21 protein-coding genes and 1 riboswitch are annotated in these 19,980 nt (G+C 68.9%); of the genes, 15 read left to right on the top strand and 6 right to left on the bottom strand.

The window, feature by feature from the left end; genetic code table 11:
* Nucleotides 1–35 precede the first annotated feature (35 nt).
* The 6 genes from lgt to G3W89_RS17140 all read left to right on the top strand — a co-directional run bounded on the left by lgt (nucleotide 36) and on the right by G3W89_RS17140 (nucleotide 6,440).
* On the top strand, nucleotides 36–869 hold the full coding sequence (lgt, locus tag G3W89_RS17165) for a prolipoprotein diacylglyceryl transferase (RefSeq protein WP_162575313.1): 834 nt from the start codon (nucleotides 36–38) through the stop codon (nucleotides 867–869).
* A 56-nt stretch (nucleotides 870–925) separates the two neighbouring features.
* Nucleotides 926–1,594, top strand: coding sequence for a GntR family transcriptional regulator (locus G3W89_RS17160; protein WP_162575312.1), 669 nt, complete (start codon nucleotides 926–928; stop codon nucleotides 1,592–1,594).
* Nucleotides 1,591–3,063, top strand: coding sequence for a malonyl-CoA decarboxylase (locus G3W89_RS17155; RefSeq protein WP_162575311.1), 1,473 nt, complete (start codon nucleotides 1,591–1,593; stop codon nucleotides 3,061–3,063). Before G3W89_RS17160 ends, G3W89_RS17155 begins: the two co-directional genes overlap by 4 nt.
* A 72-nt stretch (nucleotides 3,064–3,135) precedes the next feature.
* Complete coding sequence (locus G3W89_RS17150) at nucleotides 3,136–4,125, top strand: Bug family tripartite tricarboxylate transporter substrate binding protein (protein ID WP_162575310.1); 990 nt, start codon at nucleotides 3,136–3,138, stop codon at nucleotides 4,123–4,125.
* A complete protein-coding gene (locus tag G3W89_RS17145; protein WP_162575309.1) occupies nucleotides 4,122–4,883 on the top strand; it encodes an enoyl-CoA hydratase/isomerase family protein in 762 nt (253 codons plus the stop codon). Before G3W89_RS17150 ends, G3W89_RS17145 begins: the two co-directional genes overlap by 4 nt.
* 12 nt (nucleotides 4,884–4,895) lie before the next feature.
* The gene (locus G3W89_RS17140; protein ID WP_162575308.1) at nucleotides 4,896–6,440 is read left to right on the top strand and encodes a malonate--CoA ligase; all 1,545 of its coding nucleotides are present in this window, start codon (nucleotides 4,896–4,898) and stop codon (nucleotides 6,438–6,440) included.
* Between the two features lie 2 nt (nucleotides 6,441–6,442).
* Here G3W89_RS17140 and G3W89_RS17135 read toward each other — a convergent pair whose 3' ends face one another.
* Nucleotides 6,443–7,492 carry a carbon-nitrogen hydrolase family protein gene (locus G3W89_RS17135; RefSeq protein ID WP_162575307.1) on the bottom strand — a complete coding sequence of 350 codons (1,050 nt, stop codon included), beginning with the start codon at nucleotides 7,490–7,492 and terminating at the stop codon, nucleotides 6,443–6,445.
* Between the two features lie 167 nt (nucleotides 7,493–7,659).
* Here G3W89_RS17135 and G3W89_RS17130 point away from each other — a divergent pair, with 167 nt between their 5' ends.
* Nucleotides 7,660–8,616: a helix-turn-helix domain-containing protein gene (locus G3W89_RS17130; RefSeq protein WP_162575306.1), complete on the top strand. Its 957-nt coding sequence runs from the start codon at nucleotides 7,660–7,662 to the stop codon at nucleotides 8,614–8,616.
* Between the two features lie 52 nt (nucleotides 8,617–8,668).
* On the opposite strand, the gene G3W89_RS17125 is transcribed toward G3W89_RS17130, so the two are convergent.
* The 4 genes from G3W89_RS17125 to G3W89_RS17110 form a co-directional block, all read right to left on the bottom strand.
* On the bottom strand, nucleotides 8,669–9,094 hold the full coding sequence (locus tag G3W89_RS17125; RefSeq protein ID WP_162575305.1) for a universal stress protein: 426 nt from the start codon (nucleotides 9,092–9,094) through the stop codon (nucleotides 8,669–8,671).
* A 105-nt stretch (nucleotides 9,095–9,199) separates the two neighbouring features.
* On the bottom strand, nucleotides 9,200–10,015 hold the full coding sequence (locus tag G3W89_RS17120) for a sulfite exporter TauE/SafE family protein (RefSeq protein ID WP_162575304.1): 816 nt from the start codon (nucleotides 10,013–10,015) through the stop codon (nucleotides 9,200–9,202).
* A 287-nt stretch (nucleotides 10,016–10,302) separates the two neighbouring features.
* Nucleotides 10,303–10,653, bottom strand: a complete 351-nt coding sequence (locus G3W89_RS17115) for a cell division protein ZapA (protein WP_162575303.1) — start codon at nucleotides 10,651–10,653, stop codon at nucleotides 10,303–10,305.
* Nucleotides 10,653–10,880, bottom strand: coding sequence for a cell division protein ZapB (locus tag G3W89_RS17110; RefSeq protein ID WP_162575302.1), 228 nt, complete (start codon nucleotides 10,878–10,880; stop codon nucleotides 10,653–10,655). The genes G3W89_RS17115 and G3W89_RS17110 overlap by 1 nt, the downstream gene beginning before the upstream one ends.
* A gap of 39 nt (nucleotides 10,881–10,919) precedes the next feature.
* Nucleotides 10,920–11,157: riboswitch (cobalamin riboswitch) on the top strand.
* Nucleotides 11,158–11,235: 78 nt separating this feature from the next.
* Here G3W89_RS17110 and G3W89_RS17105 point away from each other — a divergent pair.
* Genes G3W89_RS17105 through G3W89_RS17070 form a run of 8 tightly spaced genes read left to right on the top strand, consistent with a single transcriptional unit; the run spans nucleotide 11,236 to nucleotide 18,953 of the window.
* Nucleotides 11,236–13,125, top strand: coding sequence for a TonB-dependent receptor domain-containing protein (locus tag G3W89_RS17105; RefSeq protein ID WP_232076592.1), 1,890 nt, complete (start codon nucleotides 11,236–11,238; stop codon nucleotides 13,123–13,125).
* On the top strand, nucleotides 13,107–13,688 hold the full coding sequence (locus G3W89_RS17100) for a bifunctional adenosylcobinamide kinase/adenosylcobinamide-phosphate guanylyltransferase (protein WP_232076591.1): 582 nt from the start codon (nucleotides 13,107–13,109) through the stop codon (nucleotides 13,686–13,688). Before G3W89_RS17105 ends, G3W89_RS17100 begins: the two co-directional genes overlap by 19 nt.
* Nucleotides 13,685–14,560, top strand: a complete 876-nt coding sequence (locus tag G3W89_RS17095) for an ABC transporter substrate-binding protein (protein WP_162575301.1) — start codon at nucleotides 13,685–13,687, stop codon at nucleotides 14,558–14,560. Before G3W89_RS17100 ends, G3W89_RS17095 begins: the two co-directional genes overlap by 4 nt.
* A 32-nt stretch (nucleotides 14,561–14,592) precedes the next feature.
* Nucleotides 14,593–15,564: a FecCD family ABC transporter permease gene (locus G3W89_RS17090; protein ID WP_162577520.1), complete on the top strand. Its 972-nt coding sequence runs from the start codon at nucleotides 14,593–14,595 to the stop codon at nucleotides 15,562–15,564.
* A complete protein-coding gene (locus tag G3W89_RS17085; protein WP_162575300.1) occupies nucleotides 15,561–16,331 on the top strand; it encodes an ABC transporter ATP-binding protein in 771 nt (256 codons plus the stop codon). The genes G3W89_RS17090 and G3W89_RS17085 overlap by 4 nt, the downstream gene beginning before the upstream one ends.
* An 18-nt stretch (nucleotides 16,332–16,349) precedes the next feature.
* Nucleotides 16,350–16,919, top strand: a complete 570-nt coding sequence (cobO, locus tag G3W89_RS17080) for a cob(I)yrinic acid a,c-diamide adenosyltransferase (RefSeq protein WP_162575299.1) — start codon at nucleotides 16,350–16,352, stop codon at nucleotides 16,917–16,919.
* Between the two features lie 43 nt (nucleotides 16,920–16,962).
* Nucleotides 16,963–17,952 carry an adenosylcobinamide-phosphate synthase CbiB gene (cbiB, locus tag G3W89_RS17075; protein ID WP_174258267.1) on the top strand — a complete coding sequence of 330 codons (990 nt, stop codon included), beginning with the start codon at nucleotides 16,963–16,965 and terminating at the stop codon, nucleotides 17,950–17,952.
* Nucleotides 17,949–18,953 carry an aminotransferase class I/II-fold pyridoxal phosphate-dependent enzyme gene (locus G3W89_RS17070; RefSeq protein ID WP_162575297.1) on the top strand — a complete coding sequence of 335 codons (1,005 nt, stop codon included), beginning with the start codon at nucleotides 17,949–17,951 and terminating at the stop codon, nucleotides 18,951–18,953. Before cbiB ends, G3W89_RS17070 begins: the two co-directional genes overlap by 4 nt.
* 25 nt (nucleotides 18,954–18,978) lie before the next feature.
* Here the strand turns inward: G3W89_RS17070 and G3W89_RS17065 are convergent, their stop codons facing one another.
* Nucleotides 18,979–19,893: a LysR family transcriptional regulator gene (locus G3W89_RS17065; protein WP_162575296.1), complete on the bottom strand. Its 915-nt coding sequence runs from the start codon at nucleotides 19,891–19,893 to the stop codon at nucleotides 18,979–18,981.
* Nucleotides 19,894–19,980 lie beyond the last annotated feature (87 nt).

Below are 19,980 nucleotides of genomic sequence, written 5' to 3'. Positions count from 1 at the left end.
GCAGTCGCGCAAAAACCGCGCGGCACAATAGCCCGATGCTGATGTACCCCCAGATCAACCCCGTGGCCTTGCAGCTCGGGCCGATCGCCATTCACTGGTATGGCCTGACCTACCTGGCCGCCTTCGCGCTCTTCTATTTCCTTGGCACGCGCCGTTTGCGGCATGAGCCCTTCCGCTCCATCACCGAGCCCGGGGCCTGGACGCGCAAGGACCTGGAAGACATCCTCTTTCTCGGCGTGATGGGCGTGATCGTCGGCGGGCGGCTGGGCTACTGCCTCTTCTACAAGCCCGGCTACTACCTCACGCATCCGCTGGAGATCTTCTTCGTCTGGCAGGGCGGCATGAGCTTTCATGGCGGGCTGATCGGTGTGATTGCGGCAATGGGCTGGTTCGCACGCTCACGGTCGCGACCTTTCTGGCAAGTGATGGATTTCGTAGCGCCTTGCGTGCCCACAGGGCTGGCTGCCGGCCGGGTCGGCAACTTCATCAACGGCGAGCTGTGGGGGCGCTTCAGCAGTCCCGAGCTGCCTTGGGGCATGGTGTTCCCGCAGAGCGGCTCGATGCTGCCGCGCCATCCCTCTCAGGTCTACCAGTTCCTGCTCGAAGGGTTGCTGCTTTTCGTCTTCCTCTGGCTGTACGCGCGCAAGGAGCGCCGCGAGCGCCGCGTCTCCGCGGTGTTCCTCATCGGCTATGGGGTGATGCGCTTCACGGCGGAGTTCTTCCGCGAGCCCGACGACTTCCTGGGCCTGCTGGCGCTCAACATGAGCATGGGGCAGTGGCTGTGCGTGCCGATGATCCTGTTCGGCGTGTGGCTCTATGCGAGCGCGCCGTCGGCGCAGCCGGCCTACGGAGCGCGCCGGCCGGGTTGATAATTACGCGTAATTACCAATAATGACGAGCGCGCCGGCCTGCTACAACAGCCTCCATGCGCATCGTCCACAGCTCCCTGCACGACGAAGTCGCCGCCAGCCTGCGCGAGGAGATCTTCGCCGGCGCGCTGGCGCCGGGCAGCTTCATCGACGAGGCGACACTGTGCGAACGCCTGTCGATCTCGCGCACGCCCCTGCGCGAGGCTCTCAAGGTGCTGACGGCCGAGGGCTTGCTGCGCCACGAGCCGCGGCGCGGCTGCTTCGTGGCGGAGGTCACGCAAAAGGACCTGGACGACATCTTTCCGGTGATCGCGCTGCTCGAAGGTCGCTGCGCCTGGGAGGCGGCGCGCAACGCCAGCGATGCCGAGCTGGCCGCATTGGAGGCCCTGCACGACAAGCTGGCGCGGCATGCGCGGGCGAAGCGCATCAACGAGTACTACGCGACCAACTTCGCGATCCACGAGGCCATCATCATGCTGGCGGACAACCGCTGGCTCGCCCAGGTCATCGGCGACCTGCGCAAGATCCTCAAGCTCGCGCGCCTGCAGCAATTGCACGCACCGGGTAGGCTGGAGCAAAGCCTCTCGGAACACCTGGCCGTGTTCGCCGCGCTCAAGGCACGAGACAGCGACGGCGCCGAGGCGGCCATGCGCACCCACCTGAACCGCCAGCGCGAGGCCTTGCGAGCCGTCGCCGCGCAACAGAAAGCGAAGCTGATTTCATGATCACCAATGCCTCCGACTGGATCACCCGTAACGTCTCGCGGTTGCGCACGGGCCCCGATGCGCAGGGCAAGGACGCCGCGGGCGCCAAGGGTTCCGCGGCGCCCAAGCGTGCAAGCACCGGCCCGCGGCCACTGGCCGAGCGGCTGGAGGCCACGCTGCGCCGCAACGGCGAGGCGCTGGCGCCACGTGCGCTGCGCCGCGCCCTGGGCGAGCTGCAGGCGGTGATCGATCCACGCATCAGCGAAGTCGAGGCCGGGCGCCGCGCCCATGGCGTGGTCCAGTGGTACGCCGGGCGCGAGCTGGACGAGCGGCGCGACGTCTGGTTGCTGATGAGCGAGCGCTTCGCCCCCGACTTGAACAGGGTCAGCACGGCGCGCGACCACCACCAGGCCGCCATGGGCACGGCCGACGAGCCCCAGGCCGAGGTGCACCTGCGGCGCGCGCTGGTCTCGCCACGCCTGCGCCTGCTGCAGCGCTTCGCCATTGAACCGGAGGGCATGCGCTTCCTGGTGGACCTGCGCGCGCAATTGCTGCCGCACCTCAAGGGCGATCGTCGCCTTTTGCCGCTGGATGCCGAGCTCGAGCACCTGTTCTCGACCTGGTTCGACGTCGCCTTCCTGGACTTGCGGCGCATCAGCTGGGACTCGCCGGCCTCGCTGATCGAGAAGCTGATCCAGTACGAGGCGGTGCACGACATCAAGAGCTGGGCCGACGTCAAGAACCGGCTCGACAGCGACCGCCGCTGCTACGGCTTCTTCCATCCGCGCCTGCCGAACACGCCGTTGATCTTCGTCGAGGTGGCGCTGGTCGACCATATCAGCGAGGGCATCGTGCCGCTGCTCGACGAGGCGGCCGCGCCGGTCAAGGCCGACCGCGCCACCACGGCCATCTTCTATTCGATCAGCAACACGCAGGATGGCTTGCGCGGCGTGAGCTTCGGCGATTCGCTGATCAAGCGGGTGGTCGAGACGTTGCAGGCCGAGCTGCCGCGGCTCAAGACCTTCGCCACGCTGTCGCCCATTCCCGGCTTTCGCAGTTGGTTCGCGAAGAACGCCGGAGTGCTGCTCACGCGGCTGGACGAGAAACGCCAGACGGAGCTGGGCCGCGTGGTCGGCTCGCTGCCGCCCACCGCCGAGCGCGTGCTCGCTGCGGCGGAGGAGGCGAGCACGCTCGATGCCAGGTCGCCGGTGCGCCAGCTGCTGATGAATGCCGCCGCCGAATACCTCGGGCGCGCAACGGCCGAGGGCAAGCCGGTCGATCCCGTGGCGCGCTTCCACCTGGGCAACGGTGCACGCGTGGAGCAACTCAACTGGGCCGGCGATCCCTCGCCCAAGGGCCTGAAGCAAGCCTACGGGCTCATGGTCAACTACCTCTACGATCTCAAGCGGCTCGACAAGCACCGCGCCCTGCTCGCGCAAGGCAAGGTGGCGGTGTCGGGCGATGTGGACGGTCTCTTTCTCAAGGGTTGATCCCTTGAGGGGCCGCAGTGGCGCGCCGTGGGCCCCGGCGCTTTTGTCATCACAACGATAGGAGACACAGCAATGAGCTCAACCTTTCAGCGGCGCGATGTCCTGCGCCTGGCCGCGGCAGGGGCCGCCGTCACGCTCGGCAGCGCGGCATACGGGCAATCGGCCTGGCCGGCCAAGCCGGTGACGCTGGTGGTGCCGTTTCCCGCGGGCGGGGGCACCGATGCCTTCGCGCGACCGCTTGCAGCCCAGTTCTCGAGGGCGGCCGGTCAGTCACTCGTGATCGACAACCGAGGCGGTGCCGGCGGCACCCTGGGGGCGAGCATCGCGGCCAAGGCGCAGCCAGACGGCTATACGCTCTTCATGGGCGCGGTGCACCACGCGATCGCACCGTCGGTGTATCCCAGGCTCGACTACGACATCGAGAAGGACTTCGTGCCGCTGATGCTCCTGGCCAGCGTGCCGCAGGTGGTGGTGATCAATCCCAGGCGCGTGTCGGCCACGACGCTGAAGGACTTCGTCGCCGAGGCCAGGCGAAATCCGGGCAAGCTCAATTACGCCTCCGCCGGTGCAGGCACCTCGCATCACCTGGCCGGCGAGCTCTTCAAGCTGCAGACCAACACCTTCATCACCCACATCCCCTATCGCGGCGCAGGCCCGGCGCTGCAGGACCTGATCGCCGGCAACGTCGACTGCATGTTCGATGGCCTGGGCTCCTCGGCGCAGCACATCAAGGCTGGCCGCATCAAGGCGCTGATGATGGCGGGCAGCAAGCGCAACCCGGCCTTCCCCGACGTGCCGAGCGCGTCCGAGGTGGGCTTGCCGGACTACACCGTCACGACCTGGTACGGCCTGTGGGCACCCAAGGGCACGCCGGCAGAGGTGCAAACCCGGATCGTCGAGGACATGCGCAAGGCGCTGGCCACCGATGAGCTCAAGGCGATCTGGGCCAGCAACGGCGCCGAAATCCCGAATCTCGTCACCACGGCGTACGGCGGATTCGTGAACGCCGAGATCAAGCGCTGGGCCGGCGTGGTCAAGGCGTCGGGCGCGAAGATCGAATGAGGCAGGGGGCCGTCACGCTGGAGCGAGAGGGGCCGATCGCCCGCGTCACGCTCGCGAATCCTGGGCGGCTCAATGCCATGTCCCGTGCGATGTGGCGCGAGTTGCGCGCCGTGTTCGACCAGGCGCTGGCCCATGACGGCTCGCTGCGTTGCGTGGTGGTGCGCGGCGAAGCTGGCCAGTTCTGCGCCGGCGGCGACATCTCTGAGTACCCCTCCTTCCGCTTCGACGAAGCCTCGCTGCGCGAATTCCACGAGAACGAAGTCTGGGGCGCACTCGCGGCCATGCTCGCCTGCGAGCTGCCGCTGGTCGCGCAGATCGAGGGCGCCTGCATGGGCGCGGGCCTCGAGATCGCGAGCTGCTGCGACATCCGCCTCGCTGGCCAGGGCGCGAAATTCGGCGCCCCGATCGCGAAGCTCGGCTTCCCGATGGCGCCGCGGGAGGCGGCCCTGGTGCGCGGCGCGGTCGGCGACACGCTCGCGCGCGACATGCTGCTGGCCGCGAGCGTGCACGGAGCGCAGCGCCTCTGCGATGCCGGCTTCTTGCTGGCCGTGCTGCCCGATGCGGAGGTGGACTCGACGGCGCTGGCGCATGCCCGGCGCGTGGCGGCGCTGGCGCCCGCGGCGGCCCGCGCCAACAAGCGCACACTGGCGGCGATTTCCGCCGAAAGTCTGCTCGCCTCCGCCTACGACTACGCCGATTCGCCCGAGCATCGCGAGGGCGTCGCCGCCTTTTTGGCCAAGCGTCCGCCCGTCTTTTGAACGCACGATGACATGACCGACCCGACCAACGCCAACCTCTTCGCCGCGCTGCGTGCCGCCTTCCCCTCGGACCTCGATGCCATCGCGGTGGAGACCGACGACGGCCTCTACTACGCCTGGCGCGACCTGGAACGCGCCAGCGCCATGATCGCCAACCTGCTCGATGCGATCGGCCTGAAGGCCGGCGACCGCGTCGCGGTGCAGGTCGAGAAGTCGGTCGAGGCCATGATGCTCTACCTCGCGACCCTGCGCGCGGGCTACGTGTTCCTGCCGCTCAACACCGCGTACCGCGAGGCCGAGATCGCCTACTTTCTCGGCGATGCCGAGCCCGCGGTGGTGGTGTGCAGCAGCGCCAACGCCGGCTGGGTGGCGCCTCTCGCAAGCGCGGCCGGCACGCGGCACGTGTTCACGCTCGACGACGACCGCAAGGGCACGCTGCTCGAAGTTGCGGCGCAGTGCAGTGACCAGCACCGGGTGGCGCAGAAGAAGCCCGACGACCTGGCGGCGATCCTCTACACCAGCGGCACCACCGGCCGCAGCAAGGGCGCGATGCTCACGCACCGCAACCTGCAGTCGAACGCCGAGGTGCTGAAGGACTACTGGGGCTGGCGCCCGGGCGCCGACGTGCTGATCCACGCGCTGCCCATCTTCCACGTGCACGGCCTCTTCGTCGCCCTCCATGGTGCACTGATCAGCGGCAGCCAGATGATCTGGCTCAACCGCTTCGACCCGAAGCGCGTGGTGGCCCGGCTGCCCGACGCGACGGTGTTCATGGGCGTGCCCACGCTGTACACGCGCATGCTGGCCGAGCCCACGCTCACGCGCGAGGCGTGCAACAGCATGCGGCTCTTCATCTCCGGTTCGGCGCCGCTGCTGCTCGAGACCTTCGAGGCCTGGCGCGAGCGCACCGGCCACACCATTCTCGAGCGCTACGGGATGAGCGAGACCGTGATGCTCACGTCCAACCCGTACAGTGCCGTACAGGGCGAGCGGCGCGGCGGCACGGTGGGCTTTCCGCTTCCCGGCATACAGCTACGCGTGCGAGACGACGCGGGCCAGCCTTGCGCCACCGGCGAGATCGGTCATATCGAGGTGGCGGGTCCGAATGTGTTCGCGGGCTACTGGCGCATGCCCGAGAAGACCGCGGAGGAGTTCACCCAGGATGGCTTCTTCAAGACGGGCGATGTAGGCCGGATCGACAACATGGGCTACGTGACGATCGTGGGCCGCAGCAAGGACCTGATCATCAGTGGCGGCTACAACGTCTACCCCGTCGAGATCGAGGGCTACATCAACGACATGCCGGGCGTTGCGGAAAGCGCCGTGATCGGCGTGCCGCATCCGGACTTCGGCGAGGTGGGCGTAGCGGTCGTCACACCCAAGCCCGGCGCGGCGCTCGACGGCGAGGCGATCGTCGCCGAGCTCAAGGCCAAGCTGGCGAACTTCAAGATTCCCAAGCGCTGCTTCATCGTGCCGGAGCTGCCGCGCAACACCATGGGCAAGGTGCAGAAGGCGCTGCTGCGGGAGCAGCACAAGGGGCTTTTCGAGGCTGCGTAGCGTCAGGCGGCCAGCGGCAGCGGCGTGCTGCCGGCCGCAAGCTCTGGCTTGGCCACCACGGCCTCGAAAGCACCGGCTTCCGTCTCTGCCGGCCGCTGGAACACCACGGGCTCGCGGCGCGCCTTGTTGAGCAGCAGTTGCGTCACGTCGGGTCGTGCATAGTGGCCGCTCGGGTCGCCGGCCGCCTTGGCGAGCGAGATCATGCCGAGGTCGATGTCGGCTGTCACCAGCCCTTCCTGGTCCTCGGCGAGCGGCGTGCCCAACGGCGCCCCATCGGGTCCATAGATGCGCGCGAAGCCGCCGCCCACCCGCAGCATCTGCTGCTTTCCCGGGTCGGTGCACAGCATGTCGCTCATGGCCTGGGAGACGGTCGCGCAGGGCGCGACCACGAAGCACTGCCCCTCGGCCGCATAGACCTGGCTGGCGGCATTGTTGACCTCGGCCCCGAGCGCGTAGGCCGCCCCGCGGTATAGCGAGAAGCTGGGCCAGGCGGCGCAATGGATCTGCTCGTTCTGTGCATACATCGCGTACTTGCTGAGCGGCTGCAGGTGCTCCCAGCACGAAAGCGACCCGACGTTGCCGATCGCCGTCTCGCACACGGTGAGGTCGGAGCCATCGCCCTCGCCGAAGACGGTGCGCTCCACGTGCGTGGGCTTGAGCTTGCGGCGGGTCTGCACTGTGCGGCCCTGATCATCGATCAATGCCTGGGCGATGTAGAGGCTGCCGCCAGCCCTTTCGCTGTAGCCGAGCGAGACCCAGACCCCATGCTTGCGCGCGGCCTCGCGCACGCGGTCGAACTCGGGCGAGCCGACGACCAGCGAGTTGTCGTGGTAGCGCTGCACGAACTGCATGCCCCACGCAGGCGAGTCGAGCCAGATCCACCAGGGATAGCCCGGTACCCAGGTCTCCGGAAAAGCGATCAGCTGCACGCCCTGCGCCGCGGCCTGGGCGATCAGGTCGACGGTCTTGTCGAGGGTGCCGTCGAGATCGAGGAACACGGGCGCTGCCTGGACGGCGGCGACGCGAAGTCGGGGATGGGTCTTGCTGGCCATGGCGGGCTCCGGAGGGTGAAGGAAGAGGGCCGCACACGCCGCGCGCATCGGGTTTGCGCGCTGGCATGTGGGTTGCTTGAAGCGTAAGTTCGACCCCGCCATTCATCTTGTCCGGATCTCGCGGCGTTCTTGTCCCTGCGTTGCGCGCTGCCTCCGGGAGGCCCCCCATGTCCCAGTTGTTCAGCACCGACGCCGTACCCCGCGACCAGCGCCTTGCGTACTGGACCGACATGATCTGCAACGTCTATGTGCAGCTCGGATGCGACCCGGCGCGAGAGCGCCCGGCCGGCGACTTCAACGGCAGCATCCGCCGCCATGCCTTGCCCAGCCTCGATGTGTCGGTAGTGAACTCCGGCGCGCAAAGCGTGATGCGAACGCCTGGCCACATCGCCCGTTCGACAGATGACTATTTTCTGGTCGGCATCCAGACGGCCGGCCGCGGCGTCGTGCGGCAGGACGGGCGCGACGCCGTGCTCGCCGTCGGCGACTTCGCGCTCTATGACAGCACGCGGCCTTACCAACTGCTGTTCGACGACGCCTTCGAGCAGATCGTGCTCAAGCTGCCCGGCGAACGCCTGCGCAGCGAGCTGCGCCAGACCGAGGCGCTGACGGCAACCACCGTGTCCGGGCGCGAAGGTGCCGGCCACTTGCTGATCAGCATGATCCGCACCTTGCGGGAGGACATCGATGCGCTGCAGCCCGCGTCGGCACTGGCGGTCGCGAACGGCGTGCTCAGCATCCTGGTGGCCGGGCTGCAGACGCTGCCCGCTGCGCGCTCGCCGGGGCTGAGCCACCTCGCGGCCTATCACCTCGCGCGCATCAAGCGCTGCGTCGACGAGCAACTCGCCGACCCGGCGCTGTCGGTGGGCAGCCTGGCGGCGGAGCTCGGCCTGTCGGTAAGCCAGATCCATCGCGTGTTCAGGAGTGAGCCGCTCACGCCGGCGCAGTACATCTGGGAGCGCAGGCTGGAGGCCTGCAGCCGCGACTTGCGGGAGCCGCGCCTCGCGGGCAGCACGGTCAGCGAGATCGCCTACGGCCGCGGCTTCAACGACGCGGCGCATTTCAGCCGAGCGTTTCGCGATCGATTCGGTTGTTCGCCGCGCGAGTGGCGGTCGCGGCACTAGTCGCCTGTCTTGTCGCCTCGCCGGCCGCCCTGCGTGGGGGGAGGGCAGGGTGCTACTGCACCAGCAACACCGAGATGTCCGTCTCCGCGATGACCTTGGTTGCCACCGAGCCCATGAGTGCGCGGCCGAAGATGCCATGGCCATGCGTGCCCATCACGACCAGCTCGGCGCCGTATTCGGTGGCGGCCTTCAGGATCTCCTCGGCGGCATGGCCATGGCGTCCCTGGTTGCGGAAGTTGGTGACGCCCTGTTTCTCGAGGAAAGCCTTGACCGGCTCGAGCACCTTCGCGTTCTCTTCGGCGTAGTAGTCCCCGACCACCTCGCGACTCAGGTGCCGTGCAACGTGCCCGGGTACGCCTGTGCACACGTGCACCAGGAAGAGTTCGTTGCCTTCGACGAACATGGCGCGGTGGGCGACCAGGTAATCGAGCGCCTTCTGGGTATGGGGACTGCCGTCGACGGCGACCAGGATCTTCATGCAAGCCTCTCGTTGTCTGAACTGCGGCCAGGCGCCGCATGCCAGGGTTATACGGCGGGGCGCCGCGCGCGTACAGAGAAGCCGATCGTCATCAGGGATTTGCGCTCAGCCGTGCAGGCCCTTCCACAGCATGTAGGCGGCCAGCACGTACAGGATGCTCGCGAACACGCGCTTGAGCTTCGATACCGGCAGGCTGTGTGCGGCCTTGGCGCCGAGCGGGGCGGTGAGAAAGCTGGAGATCGCGATCACGGCCAGCGCGGGCAGCCAGATGTAGCCGATCGAGCCCTCGGGCAGCCCCTGCACCGATTGGCCGCTTACGATGTAGCCCGCCACGTTCGCCACCGCGATGGGAAAGCCCAGGGCCGCGCTGGTTGCCACCGCGTTGTGGATCGCGATGTTGCACCAGGTCATGAAGGGCACGCTGATGAAGCCGCCGCCCGCGCCTACCAGGCCGGAGATGAAGCCGATCGCGCCGCCGGCCGCGAGCTGGCCGCCGGTGCCCGGCAATTGCCGCGTGGGCTTGGGCTTCTTGTCGAGGAACATCTGCGTCGCCGAGAAGCCGACGAAGAGCGCGAAGAAGACTGCCAGCGCCTGGCCCTTGAGCAGCGCGAACACGCCGAGGCTGCCGACCAGGCTGCCGAGCACGATCCCCGGCGCGAGCCGCCGGGCAATGTCCCAGCGCACGGCGCCGCGCTTGTGATGCGCGCGCACGCTCGAGATCGAGGTGAAGATGATGGTGGCCATCGAGGTCGCGATCGCCATCTTGACCGCCAGGTCGGCCGGGACGCCCCGGTGGCCGAGGATGATGGTGATGAAGGGCACCATCAGCATGCCGCCGCCGATGCCCAGCAGACCGGCGAGGAAGCCGGTGCCGACGCCCAGCACGGCGAGTTCGGCGATCAGCAGGGGGGCGAGCGTCATGGAGAAATTCTTGGTCTTCGAGGGCTTAAAAAAACCACGGCCCCGGGAGCGGGGCCGTGGCCGTCGAGAAAAGGTGTCTGCGAGTGGGGCCGGACTCGCATCCTGAACCGGGGTTCAGGTGGGCGAGGGCAGCAAGGCTTCGGGTTCATCTGACGCGAGATGATCACACCCGCCAAGCGATATACCAAGCCCGGCTCCGTAGAGCATTGGAACAAGGACATATAGAGCCCGACGCACACCGCAGACGAATTGGATTTTACGCCTGCCGCAGCGTCGGCGCGTGCGCCTCAGAGCAAATGACCGTCGCCGGCGAGGGCTTGGTCGAGGCGCTGGATCAATTGCGCGGCACGGCCCTCGTCGGCATCGTCGTTGCCCGGGGCCTCGGCCGGCGCCGGCGTGGAGGCCGGCGACGGGGGCGCGACGGCGGCCAGCGAGGCCTCGCGCTGGGCCAGGTCGAAGGCCAGGTTGAGGGATGCCAGCACGGCAATGCGGTCGCGGGCCTTGACCTTGCCCGCATCGCGGATCTTGCACATCGCGGCATCGACCCGCTCGACCGCCTCGCGCAGCTGCTTTTCGCCGCCTTCGGGGCAGCCGAGGAGATAGCTCTGGCCCATGATCTGGACTTCGACTTGTTTCATCAATTGGAGGAGGAGGCGTCTTGGGAGGGATCGGCCGGCAGCTGGTCGAGCAGCGCATCGAGCCGGCTGCGCGCCGCGGCCAGGCGCGACTTGAGCGCGTCGCGCTCGCGCGTCAGTGCATTCACCTGCTCTTGCAGCAGTGCGTTGGTTCGCTGCACTTCTTCGTGGCGCACAAGCAAACGTTCGACGCGCTCGGCGATCTGGTCAATACGGCTCGGTGCAGGCATGGGGGGCGATTGTAGTTTCCGGCCACGCCGGCGTTTACACATAAAATCCGCCGCGTTGGTGCTCGCGCCGTGGTTCACGCGGCGCAGTTCAACGGGAAGCAGGAGTCGAAGCCCCTCAGGGCCCAGCCAACCTGCGCTGCCCCCGCAACGGTCAAACAGCCGGCACCCCTCGGTGCCACCCTCGTCAACAAGCCACTGGGCGCCCTGAAACAGGTGCCTGGGAAGGCGGCAAGGGCGTGCTGTCAGCCCGGATACCGGCCAACGAGGCGGCTGCCGCATGCACGAGCAGGCGGCAGCCATGACGTCCAAGCACCGGCGGGGAAGCCGGTGACGGGCATTGATCTCTTGTGTCTTCATGATGACTTCCAGCATTTCTTCCGCGCATGCCGATGGTTGCGGCTCGCCGCGTCTTTTCCCGGGGCCGCGCGCCCTGGCCCTTCCGATCGTGGCGGCCCTGGGCGGCCTGGCGTGCGCTCCGGCGCTCGCGCAAGGCACTCACGCGCTCGCCGAGACGGTGGTGACCGCCAACCGCACGCCGACGCGTGCCGACGAAGTGCTGTCCGACACGGTGGTCATCGACCGCGCGGAGATCGAGCAGCAGGCCAGCCGCACGCTGCCGGAGATCCTGGCGCGCGTGGCCGGCGTGCAGATTGTTGCCAACGGCGGCCCCGGCAAGGCCAGCAGCGTGTTCATCCGCGGCGCCGAAGCGCGGCACACGTTGCTCCTGATCGACGGCGTGCGCTATGGCTCGGCCACGCTCGGAACGCCGGCGTGGGAGAACATCCCCGTCGACATGATCGACCGCATCGAGGTGGTCAAGGGCCCGGCGTCGGCGCTGTACGGCAGCGACGGGGTCGGCGGCGTGGTGCAGATCTTCACGCGCAAGGGCAGGGCGGGCGATCCGCTGTTCAGCCCGCGCGCCTCGACCACCCTCGGCAGCGAAGGCTACAAGCAGATCACCGGCGGCTTCAGCGGCGCCTCCGGGGCCTTCACCTATTCGCTCGATGCGCAGCGCACGATCGACAAGGGCTTCTCCTCGACCAACCGCAGGGTGCCCTTCGGCAACTTCAATCCCGATCGAGATCCGTTCTTGCAGAGTGCGCTCAACGCCTCGCTGGGCTTCCAGATCAATCCCGACTGGAAGATCGACAGCGGCCTGCTCTATTCCGAGGGCATCAACCACTATGACGACGGCCCGGAGTGGGACACGCGCAGCCGGACGCGCACCCAGACGGCGTATCTCGGCGTGAGCGGCACCGTGACCTCCGGCTGGAAGACGCAGCTGCGCTATGCGCAGAGCCGCGACTACACGCGCAACATCGTCGCGCAGCCCTTCAACATGCCGGGCCTGTTCGAGACCACGCAGAAGGAGTACCTGTGGCAGAACGACATCGTGACGCCGATCGGTACGGTGCTGGCCGGACTGGAGCGCCGCACGCAAGAGGTCAACAGCGACACGCGATACAGCGTCACCGATCGCGACATCGACTCGGCGTTCGTCGGCGTCAACGGCAGTTCCGGCGCCCACAGCTGGCAGCTCAATGCGCGGCACGACCGGAACTCGCAGTTCGGCGACAGCGCCACCTGGTTCGCAGGCTATGGGTACCGCATCTCGCCGGACTGGCGCGTCCATGCGTCGCATGGCACCAGCTTTGTCGCGCCATCGTTCAACCAGCTCTACTACCCGGACTTCGGCAACCCTGCGCTGCAGCCGGAGGAGGGCAGGAACACGGACATCGGCATCACCTGGAGCCAGGGCGGCCACAGCGTGAAGCTGGTGCGCTACGACAACAAGATCACCGGCTTCATCACCAGCACGACGCGGCCGGAGAACGTGCCGCGTGCGCGCATCGAGGGCTGGACCTTGGGGTACGACGGCCAGTTCGGACCCTGGACGGTCCACGGGAGTGTCGATTCGCTCGACCCGCGCAACGAGCTCACGGGCGCGCAGCTGCCGCGACGCGCGAAGAACCAGGCCTCGCTCGGTGTCGACTACGCCGTCGGTCCCTGGAAGTTCGGCGCCTCGGCCCTGCACGTGGGCCGGCGCTTCGACGACACGCGCAATACCATGCGGCTTGGCAACTTCACCACCGTGGATCTGCATGGCGAGTACAAGGTGTCGAAGGACTGGGCCGTGCAAGGCCGCATCACCAACCTCAACGACGTGAACTACGAGACGGTCCATGGCTACAACCAGCGCGGACGCGCGGTCTACCTGACGCTGCGGTGGCAACCGAAGTCGTGAACCCCAACTCGCGAGAGCTGGTCCTCGGCGGCCAGCGCAGCGGCAAGTCGCGCCGCGCCGAGCTGCGCGCGGCCGAATGGCTGACGCGCGATCCGGCGCACCGCGCCGTGCTGATCGCGACCGCGACTGCGCACGACGAGGAGATGCGCGAACGCATCGCGCGCCACCGTGCCGACCGCGCGCAGCGCGTGCCCGGGCTCGTGACGGTGGAGGAGCCGGTGCAGCTCGGAGCCGCCGTGGCGCGGCACAGCGAGCCGGGCACGCTCGTGCTGGTCGACTGCCTGACCTTGTGGCTGACCAACCTGCGGATGCCTTCGGATTCCTCCGACGCACCGCCTTGCGCCCGCACCGCCGAGATGGCGCTGCTGCACGCGCTGCACGATGCAAGGGGCCCCGTGCTGCTGGTGAGCAACGAGATCGGCCTCGGCGTCATTCCCATGGGTCGCGAGACGCGGGCTTTCGTCGACGCGCTGGGCCGGCTCAACCAGGAAGTCGCCGCTGTCTGCGAGCGGGTGACGCTGATGGCGGCCGGCCTGCCGCTCCACCTGAAAGAAGCTCGATGAGCTCCTTCAACCGCCTGCTCGCCGGCCTCCTCGCCCTGTGTGCGTTCACCGCCCACGCGGTGGTCGTCACCGATGAACGCGGCGTGCGCGTGGACCTGCCGCGACCGCCGCAGCGCATCGTGACGCTGCTGCCCTCGCTGACCGAATCGGTCTGCACGCTGGGTGCCTGCGATCGCCTGGTCGGTGTCGACCGCTATTCCAATTGGCCCGAGGCCGTGCGCGCGCTGCCGCAGGTCGGCGGCGGCATCGACCCGAACGTCGAGGCCATCGTGGCGCTGAAGCCTGACGTGGTGCTGATCGCGGCGTCCTCGCGCGTCACCCAGCGGCTGGAGACGCTCGGCCTCAAGGTGCTGGTGCTCGAGCCCCGCAGCCATGCGGATGTGCGGCGCGTGCTGAATGTGCTGGACCAGGTGCTGGGCAGCACCGATGCGCAGCGCGTGTGGCAGGCCATCGATGCCAGCGTCTCGGCCGCGACGCAGTCGCTGCCACCCGGCATCTCGCGCGCCCGCGTGTACTTCGAGGTCAACAACGCGCCGTATGCGGCGAGCGAGAGCTCCTTCATCGGCGAGACGCTCGCGCGGCTGGGCGTGAAGAACATCGTGCCGGCATCGCTGGGGCCGTTTCCCAAGCTCAATCCCGAGTACGTGGTGCGCGCCGATCCCGACCTGATCATGGTGGGCGCGCGCAGTGCGCAGGGGCTCGAGCGGCGTCCCGGCTGGGGCGGTATCCGCGCGGTGCGCGAGGGGCGCATCTGCCGCTTCACCGCGGACGAGTCCGATGTGCTGGTGCGTCCGAGCCCGCGCATGGGCGAGGCCGCGGCCCTGATGGCGCGCTGCCTGCGGGAAAAAGCGACGGGAGGCGCCGGCGGGTGAGAAGCGAACATCGCCGCGCACTCGCGCTGGGCATGGCATTGGTCGCCTTGGGCATGGGCCTGCTCGTGCTGGGCGCTGGCATCGGCAGCACCGGCTTCGAGAGCGTGCTGGCGGCGCGGCACGACCCGGTGGCGCAGCAGATCGTGTGGGGAATCCGCGTGCCGCGCACGCTCGGCGCGTGGCTGGCCGGCGCGCTGCTGGGGCTCGCGGGGGCGGTCGCGCAGGGGCTGTTCCGCAATCCGCTGGCCGACCCCTATCTGCTGGGCAGCGCCTCGGGCGCCTCGCTGGGCGTGGCGGTCGCCCTGGCGATGTTCGGCTTCTCGGCCACCAGCACCGAATGGGTGGTGCGCCTGGGCCTGACCGGCGCGGCCTTCCTGGGTGCAACGCTGGCGGTGTTGCTGACGCTGCTGCTGGCGCGCGGCGTGCAGCAGACGCTGCGCCTCTTGCTGGCGGGCGTGATCGTCGGCGTGGTGCTGGGCGCCATCAAGGACCTGATTGCCATCGCCTCGGCCGACATCCTCCAGGCGCTGCAGGGCTTCATCCTCGGCAGCACCGGCCTGGTCGGCTGGAGCGCCTGCGCCGTGATGGGCGCTATCTGCGGGGCCTGCCTGCTGCTGGGATGGATGCTGGCGCCGCTGCTCGACGGCCTCGCGCTCGGCGAAGCCACCGCGGCCAGCCTGGGCCTGCCGGTGGGGGCCATGCGGGCGGCGCTGGTGCTGGTGCTGGCGCTGGCCACCGGAGCGGCGGTGGCGCAGACGGGGCTGATCGCCTTCGTCGGCCTGGCGTCGCCGCACCTGGTGCGCTCGGCCGTCAAGACCACGCACGCGCGGCTGCTCGTGCTGTCCACTGCGATGGGCGGCCTGCTGCTGATGGCGGCGGACCTGCTGGCGCGCTGGCTGATCGCGCCGCAGGAACTGCCCGTCGGCGTGCTGACGGCGGTGCTCGGCGGCAGCTACCTGCTGTGGCTCATGCACCGGCGCAGCGCACACGGGGGCTTCCGATGACAGCCGCCCTGGAGGCCCGGCAAGTGAGCGCCGCGCTGGGCGCGGTCGAGGTGCTGCATTCGATCGACCTCGCACTCGCGGCCGGTTGCTGGACGAGCATCGTCGGCCCCAATGGCGCCGGCAAGTCCACGCTGCTGAAGGCACTGGCCGGCCTGCTGGCGCATCGCGGCGAGGTGCGCATCTCGGGCCGGCCCATGGCCGCCCTGTCGGGCCGCGCCCGTGCCCGGCGGCTGTCGTGGCTGGGGCAGGGCGGCGCGGGCGAGGGCAGTGCCGACGACCTGATGGTCTTCGACGTCGCCATGCTGGGCCGCCTGCCGCACCAGCGCTGGCTGGCGGCGCCGACCGAGGCCGATCGGGCGGCGGTCGAGCGCGCCCTGCGCAGCACCCAGGCGTGGGACTGGCGCGATCGTCCGCTGGGCCAGCTGTCGGGTGGCGAGCGGCAGCGTGTGCTGCTGGCACGTGCGCTCGCGGTCGAGGCCGAGCTGCTGCTGATGGATGAACCGCTGGCCAACCTCGACCCGCCACACCAGGCCGACTGGATGGCGCTCGCACGTGCCCTGGTGGCCGAGGGCCGCACTGTCATCAGCGTGCTGCACGAGCTCAACGTTGCGCTCGCGGCCGATGCGATGGTCGTGATGGCCGACGGTCGCGTCCTGCACCAGGGCGCCTGCGAGGACCCGGCCACCCACCTGGCGCTGGAGGCCGTGTTCGGCAGGCGTGTCGTCGTGCACCGCGTTGCAGGGCAATGGATCGCCATGCCGCACTGAACATGACAAGGAGAACCCATGCAGATCGAAACCCCACCCAGCGAGAAGCCCTACGACAAGCCCGAGGGCGAACGCCGCGGACTGGTGATCGTCAACACCGGCGACGGCAAGGGCAAGAGCACGGCGGCCTTCGGCCTGGCGCTGCGCGCGCACGGACGGGGCAAGGCCGTGAAGATCTTCCAGTTCATGAAGGTGCCGAGCGCGCGCTTCGGCGAGCACCGCATGTTCGAGCAGCTCGGCATTCCCATCGAGGGGCTGGGCGACGGCTTCAGCTGGAAGAGCCAGGACCTCGAGCATTCGGCGCAGCTCGCGCGCGAAGGCTGGGAGAAGGCGAAGGCGGCGATCCTCGCGGGCGAGCACTTCCTGGTCGTGCTCGACGAGATCACCTATCCGCTGATCTACGGCTGGCTTCCGCTCGACACGGTTCTGGAGACCCTGCGCACGCGCCCGCGCGAAGTGCACGTGGTGCTGACAGGGCGCCGCTGCCCGCCCGAGATCGTCGAGCTGGCCGACACCGTGACGGAGATGCAGATGATCAAGCACGCGTTCAAGGCGGGTATCCCGGCCCAGCGCGGCATCGAAGACTGAGATGCCCTGGCTCTGGCTCCTTTCCCCTCTGCAGGAGGGTTGGATGGGGGGCAGTGCCGCGTGGGTTCACGCCGCCGCCCTGATCTTCGCCCTGGCCATCGACGGCGTGCTGGGCGAACCTCCAGCGCGCTGGCACCCGGTCGTCTGGATGGGCCGCTATCTCGGCTGGACCGGAAGCCGTATCGCGCCCCCGATCGATGCCGCATCGCCTCGCCGGTTCGGACCTTTCGCCGCCGGGGCGTTGGCCTGGTGCGCCGGCGGCGCCGCCGTTCTGCTTGCCGCCGCCGCCCTGAGCGCCGCTGCCGTTCGCATGCCTGATTGGGCTGCGGCACTGCTGCTCGGGCTGGCGCTCAAGCCTCTGCTCGCATGGCGCATGCTGCGCGACGAAGTGCTCGCGGTCGAGGCGGCGCTGGCCTGCTCGCTCGCCCAGGGGCGCAACAGGCTCGCTCAGCTCGTGAGCCGCGATGTTCGGGCGCTGGACGCAGGCGCCGTGCGCGAAAGCGCCATCGAGTCGCTGGCCGAGAACCTCAACGACTCGGTGGTTGCGCCGCTGTTCTGGTTCCTGCTGCTGGGCCTGCCCGGCGCGGCGCTCTACCGCTTTGCCAACACTGCCGATGCGATGTGGGGCTACCGTGGCCAGCGCCACGGCCGCGCCTGGGAATGGGCCGGCAAGTGGGCCGCGCGCGCGGACGACGCGCTCTCGTGGCTGCCCGCCCGGCTGACGGCGTTGCTGCTCACACAGTCCTGCTCCCTCTCCCGCGTGCGCGAGAGGGTCGGGCTGAGGGCGCTCCGAGTCATTCCCCGCGAAGCCCGCCGCACCCCATCCCCCAACAGCGGCTGGCCCATGGCCGCGATGGCCCTGCTGCTCGAAGTACGCCTCGCAAAGCCCGGCGTCTACGTGTTGAATGCAGCTGGCCGCGAGCCCACCGCCGCCGATACCCGGGAAGCGGCGAGGCTGGGCGCGCGCGTCGTCCGGATGACGGCGGCCCTGGCGGCGATCGCGCTCCTCATCCCCGGATGGCGAAATCCATGAACCTCGACGAAGAAGCCCTGCACGGCGGTCCCGATGCCCGCGGGCCCGTGCCGCACGACTTCTCGACCAATGCCAATGCCTGCGGCTCCTGTCCAATGGCCGCGCAGGCGCTCGCACAAGCCGATGCCAGCCGCTACCCCGACCCGCGCTACACCGCCTTGCGCGCGTCGCTGGGCGGCTTCCACGGCGTCGATGCCGAGCGCATCGTGATCGCCGCGAGCGCCAGTGAATTCATCGCGCGCATCACGGCGGCGGTGGCACGGCAGGGCGGCCGCAGCGTCTGGCTGCCGCGCCACGCTTATGGCGATTACCAGCGTGCCGCCGCAGCCTGGGGGCTCGATGTGCGGCGCGAACCTGAAGCGCCGACAGGCAATGCGCTCGTGTGGTGCTGCGATCCTTCCAGCCCGCTGGGCGAGTCCCAGCAGGGCTTGGCCGCCCTGATGGACGCGTTGGAGCCCTCCAGCCACTGCGTGCTCGACCTGGCCTACGAACCCCTGCGACTCGAAGGCCGGCTTGAACTCGGCACCGCTCAGCGGGACCGTGCCTGGCAGCTGTGGACGCCGAACAAGGCCCTGGGCCTGACCGGCGTCCGCGCGGCCTATGCAATCGCGCCGCGCGATGCTGCGGGAATGGTCCGGTGTCTGGACCAGCTCGCCCCTTCCTGGCCCCTCGGTGCACACGGCGTGGCGCTGCTCGAGGCCTGGACGCTGGCCCAGACACAGGGCTGGCTCGCCGCCAGCCTCGACCAACTGCGCGCCTGGAAGCGCGAGCAGCAGGCGCTGTGCACGGCGCTGGGCTGGTCTGTCATGCCGAGCGTCGCGAACTACTTTTGCGCTCGCCCCGATGTGCCTGATGCGCCGCGCTCCGCAGCCTTGCGCAAGGCTGGCGTCCAGGTGCGCGATGCCCATTCCTTCGGGCTGTCGGGCCACGTGCGGCTCGCCGTGCTGCCGCCGGCCAGCCAGGCGGCCCTGGCGCGCGCCTGGCAAGCCGCGCGCATCTGAGAAGGCGCGAGCGGCACCTGCGAGCTCAGCGCCGCTGCAGCTTCGGATTCTTCGCGAACAGGTCCGCCGCCCAGTCGACGAACACCCGCACCTTGGCGCTCAGGTGCCGGTTGGGCGGGTACACCACGTGCACCGGCAGGGGCGCGCGGGTCCATTCCGGCAGCAGTTCCACCAGTTCGCCGCTCTCGATGTGCGGGTCGGCCATGAAGGTGATGCATTGCGAGAGCCCGAAGCCGCCCAGTACGGCGGCCAGGTGGGCATTGCTCTCGTTGACCGAGACCCGGTAGGGCCCCGAGATCTCGATGTGCTCGTCGTCCTTGTGGAATTCGTGCGGATAGATGCGGCGCGAGCCGGCCGCGAAGTAGCTCACGACGTGGTGGCGCTTCTCGATGTCGGACGGATGTTCGGGCTTGCCGTAGCGCTTGACATACCCCGCCGATGCCACCGTGACGAATTCGAGCGTGCCGATGCGCCGCGCCACCAGCGACTGGTCGGTCAGGTCGCCGGCCCGGATCACGCAGTCCACGTTATCGGTGATCAGGTCGACCGGACGGTCGCTCACCCCCAGGTCGAGCTGGATGTCGGGATAGCGGTCGCTGAAGGTGGCGAGCGCCGGCAGGATGACCAGCCGCGCCGTGGATGAGCCCACGTCGATGCGCAGCCGCCCGGTCGGGTTGGCCTGCGCGTTGGTCATGCTGGCTTCGATGTCATCGAGGTCGTTCAGCAGGCGCGCCGTGCGGTCGTAATAGGCGGCGCCATCCGGCGTGACCGTCACCCGCCGAGTGGTACGGTTCAGCAGCTTGACATGCAGGCGGGACTCCAGTGCCTGGATCTGCTTGGTGACTGTGCCCTTGGGCAGCCCGAGCGAATCGGCGGCACGGGTGAAGGTGCCGGCTTCCACGACGCGGACAAAGATCCGCATGGCCTGGACCTGATCCATTGATGCTCCTAGGGAAAAACCCGCAACTGCGGGTGGGGGCGGATTCTCACATGCGCTGTCTTAGCCAATTGTTAGCCGATTGGAAAC

The organism is Variovorax sp. PBL-H6 (genome assembly GCF_901827155.1).
In the GTDB taxonomy this organism is placed as follows: Bacteria; Pseudomonadota; Gammaproteobacteria; order Burkholderiales; family Burkholderiaceae_C; genus Variovorax.
Note: the sequence above shows the minus strand (reverse complement) of the source record. Positions and strands in the feature narration are given on the sequence as shown.

Excerpts from the sequence above, each read along its gene's own strand:
- lgt (WP_162575313.1), top strand. The coding sequence starts at position 36 with ATGCTGATGTACCCCCAGATCAACCCCGTGGCCTTGCAGCTCGGGCCG.
- G3W89_RS17160 (WP_162575312.1), top strand. The coding sequence starts at position 926 with ATGCGCATCGTCCACAGCTCCCTGCACGACGAAGTCGCCGCCAGCCTG.
- G3W89_RS17155 (WP_162575311.1), top strand. The coding sequence starts at position 1,591 with ATGATCACCAATGCCTCCGACTGGATCACCCGTAACGTCTCGCGGTTG.
- G3W89_RS17150 (WP_162575310.1), top strand. The coding sequence starts at position 3,136 with ATGAGCTCAACCTTTCAGCGGCGCGATGTCCTGCGCCTGGCCGCGGCA.
- G3W89_RS17145 (WP_162575309.1), top strand. The coding sequence starts at position 4,122 with ATGAGGCAGGGGGCCGTCACGCTGGAGCGAGAGGGGCCGATCGCCCGC.
- G3W89_RS17140 (WP_162575308.1), top strand. The coding sequence starts at position 4,896 with ATGACCGACCCGACCAACGCCAACCTCTTCGCCGCGCTGCGTGCCGCC.
- G3W89_RS17135 (WP_162575307.1), bottom strand. The coding sequence starts at position 7,492 with ATGGCCAGCAAGACCCATCCCCGACTTCGCGTCGCCGCCGTCCAGGCA.
- G3W89_RS17130 (WP_162575306.1), top strand. The coding sequence starts at position 7,660 with ATGTCCCAGTTGTTCAGCACCGACGCCGTACCCCGCGACCAGCGCCTT.
- G3W89_RS17125 (WP_162575305.1), bottom strand. The coding sequence starts at position 9,094 with ATGAAGATCCTGGTCGCCGTCGACGGCAGTCCCCATACCCAGAAGGCG.
- G3W89_RS17120 (WP_162575304.1), bottom strand. The coding sequence starts at position 10,015 with ATGACGCTCGCCCCCCTGCTGATCGCCGAACTCGCCGTGCTGGGCGTC.
- G3W89_RS17115 (WP_162575303.1), bottom strand. The coding sequence starts at position 10,653 with ATGAAACAAGTCGAAGTCCAGATCATGGGCCAGAGCTATCTCCTCGGC.
- G3W89_RS17110 (WP_162575302.1), bottom strand. The coding sequence starts at position 10,880 with ATGCCTGCACCGAGCCGTATTGACCAGATCGCCGAGCGCGTCGAACGT.
- G3W89_RS17105 (WP_232076592.1), top strand. The coding sequence starts at position 11,236 with ATGATGACTTCCAGCATTTCTTCCGCGCATGCCGATGGTTGCGGCTCG.
- G3W89_RS17095 (WP_162575301.1), top strand. The coding sequence starts at position 13,685 with ATGAGCTCCTTCAACCGCCTGCTCGCCGGCCTCCTCGCCCTGTGTGCG.
- G3W89_RS17090 (WP_162577520.1), top strand. The coding sequence starts at position 14,593 with ATGGCATTGGTCGCCTTGGGCATGGGCCTGCTCGTGCTGGGCGCTGGC.
- G3W89_RS17085 (WP_162575300.1), top strand. The coding sequence starts at position 15,561 with ATGACAGCCGCCCTGGAGGCCCGGCAAGTGAGCGCCGCGCTGGGCGCG.
- cobO (WP_162575299.1), top strand. The coding sequence starts at position 16,350 with ATGCAGATCGAAACCCCACCCAGCGAGAAGCCCTACGACAAGCCCGAG.
- cbiB (WP_174258267.1), top strand. The coding sequence starts at position 16,963 with ATGGGGGGCAGTGCCGCGTGGGTTCACGCCGCCGCCCTGATCTTCGCC.
- G3W89_RS17070 (WP_162575297.1), top strand. The coding sequence starts at position 17,949 with ATGAACCTCGACGAAGAAGCCCTGCACGGCGGTCCCGATGCCCGCGGG.
- G3W89_RS17065 (WP_162575296.1), bottom strand. The coding sequence starts at position 19,893 with ATGGATCAGGTCCAGGCCATGCGGATCTTTGTCCGCGTCGTGGAAGCC.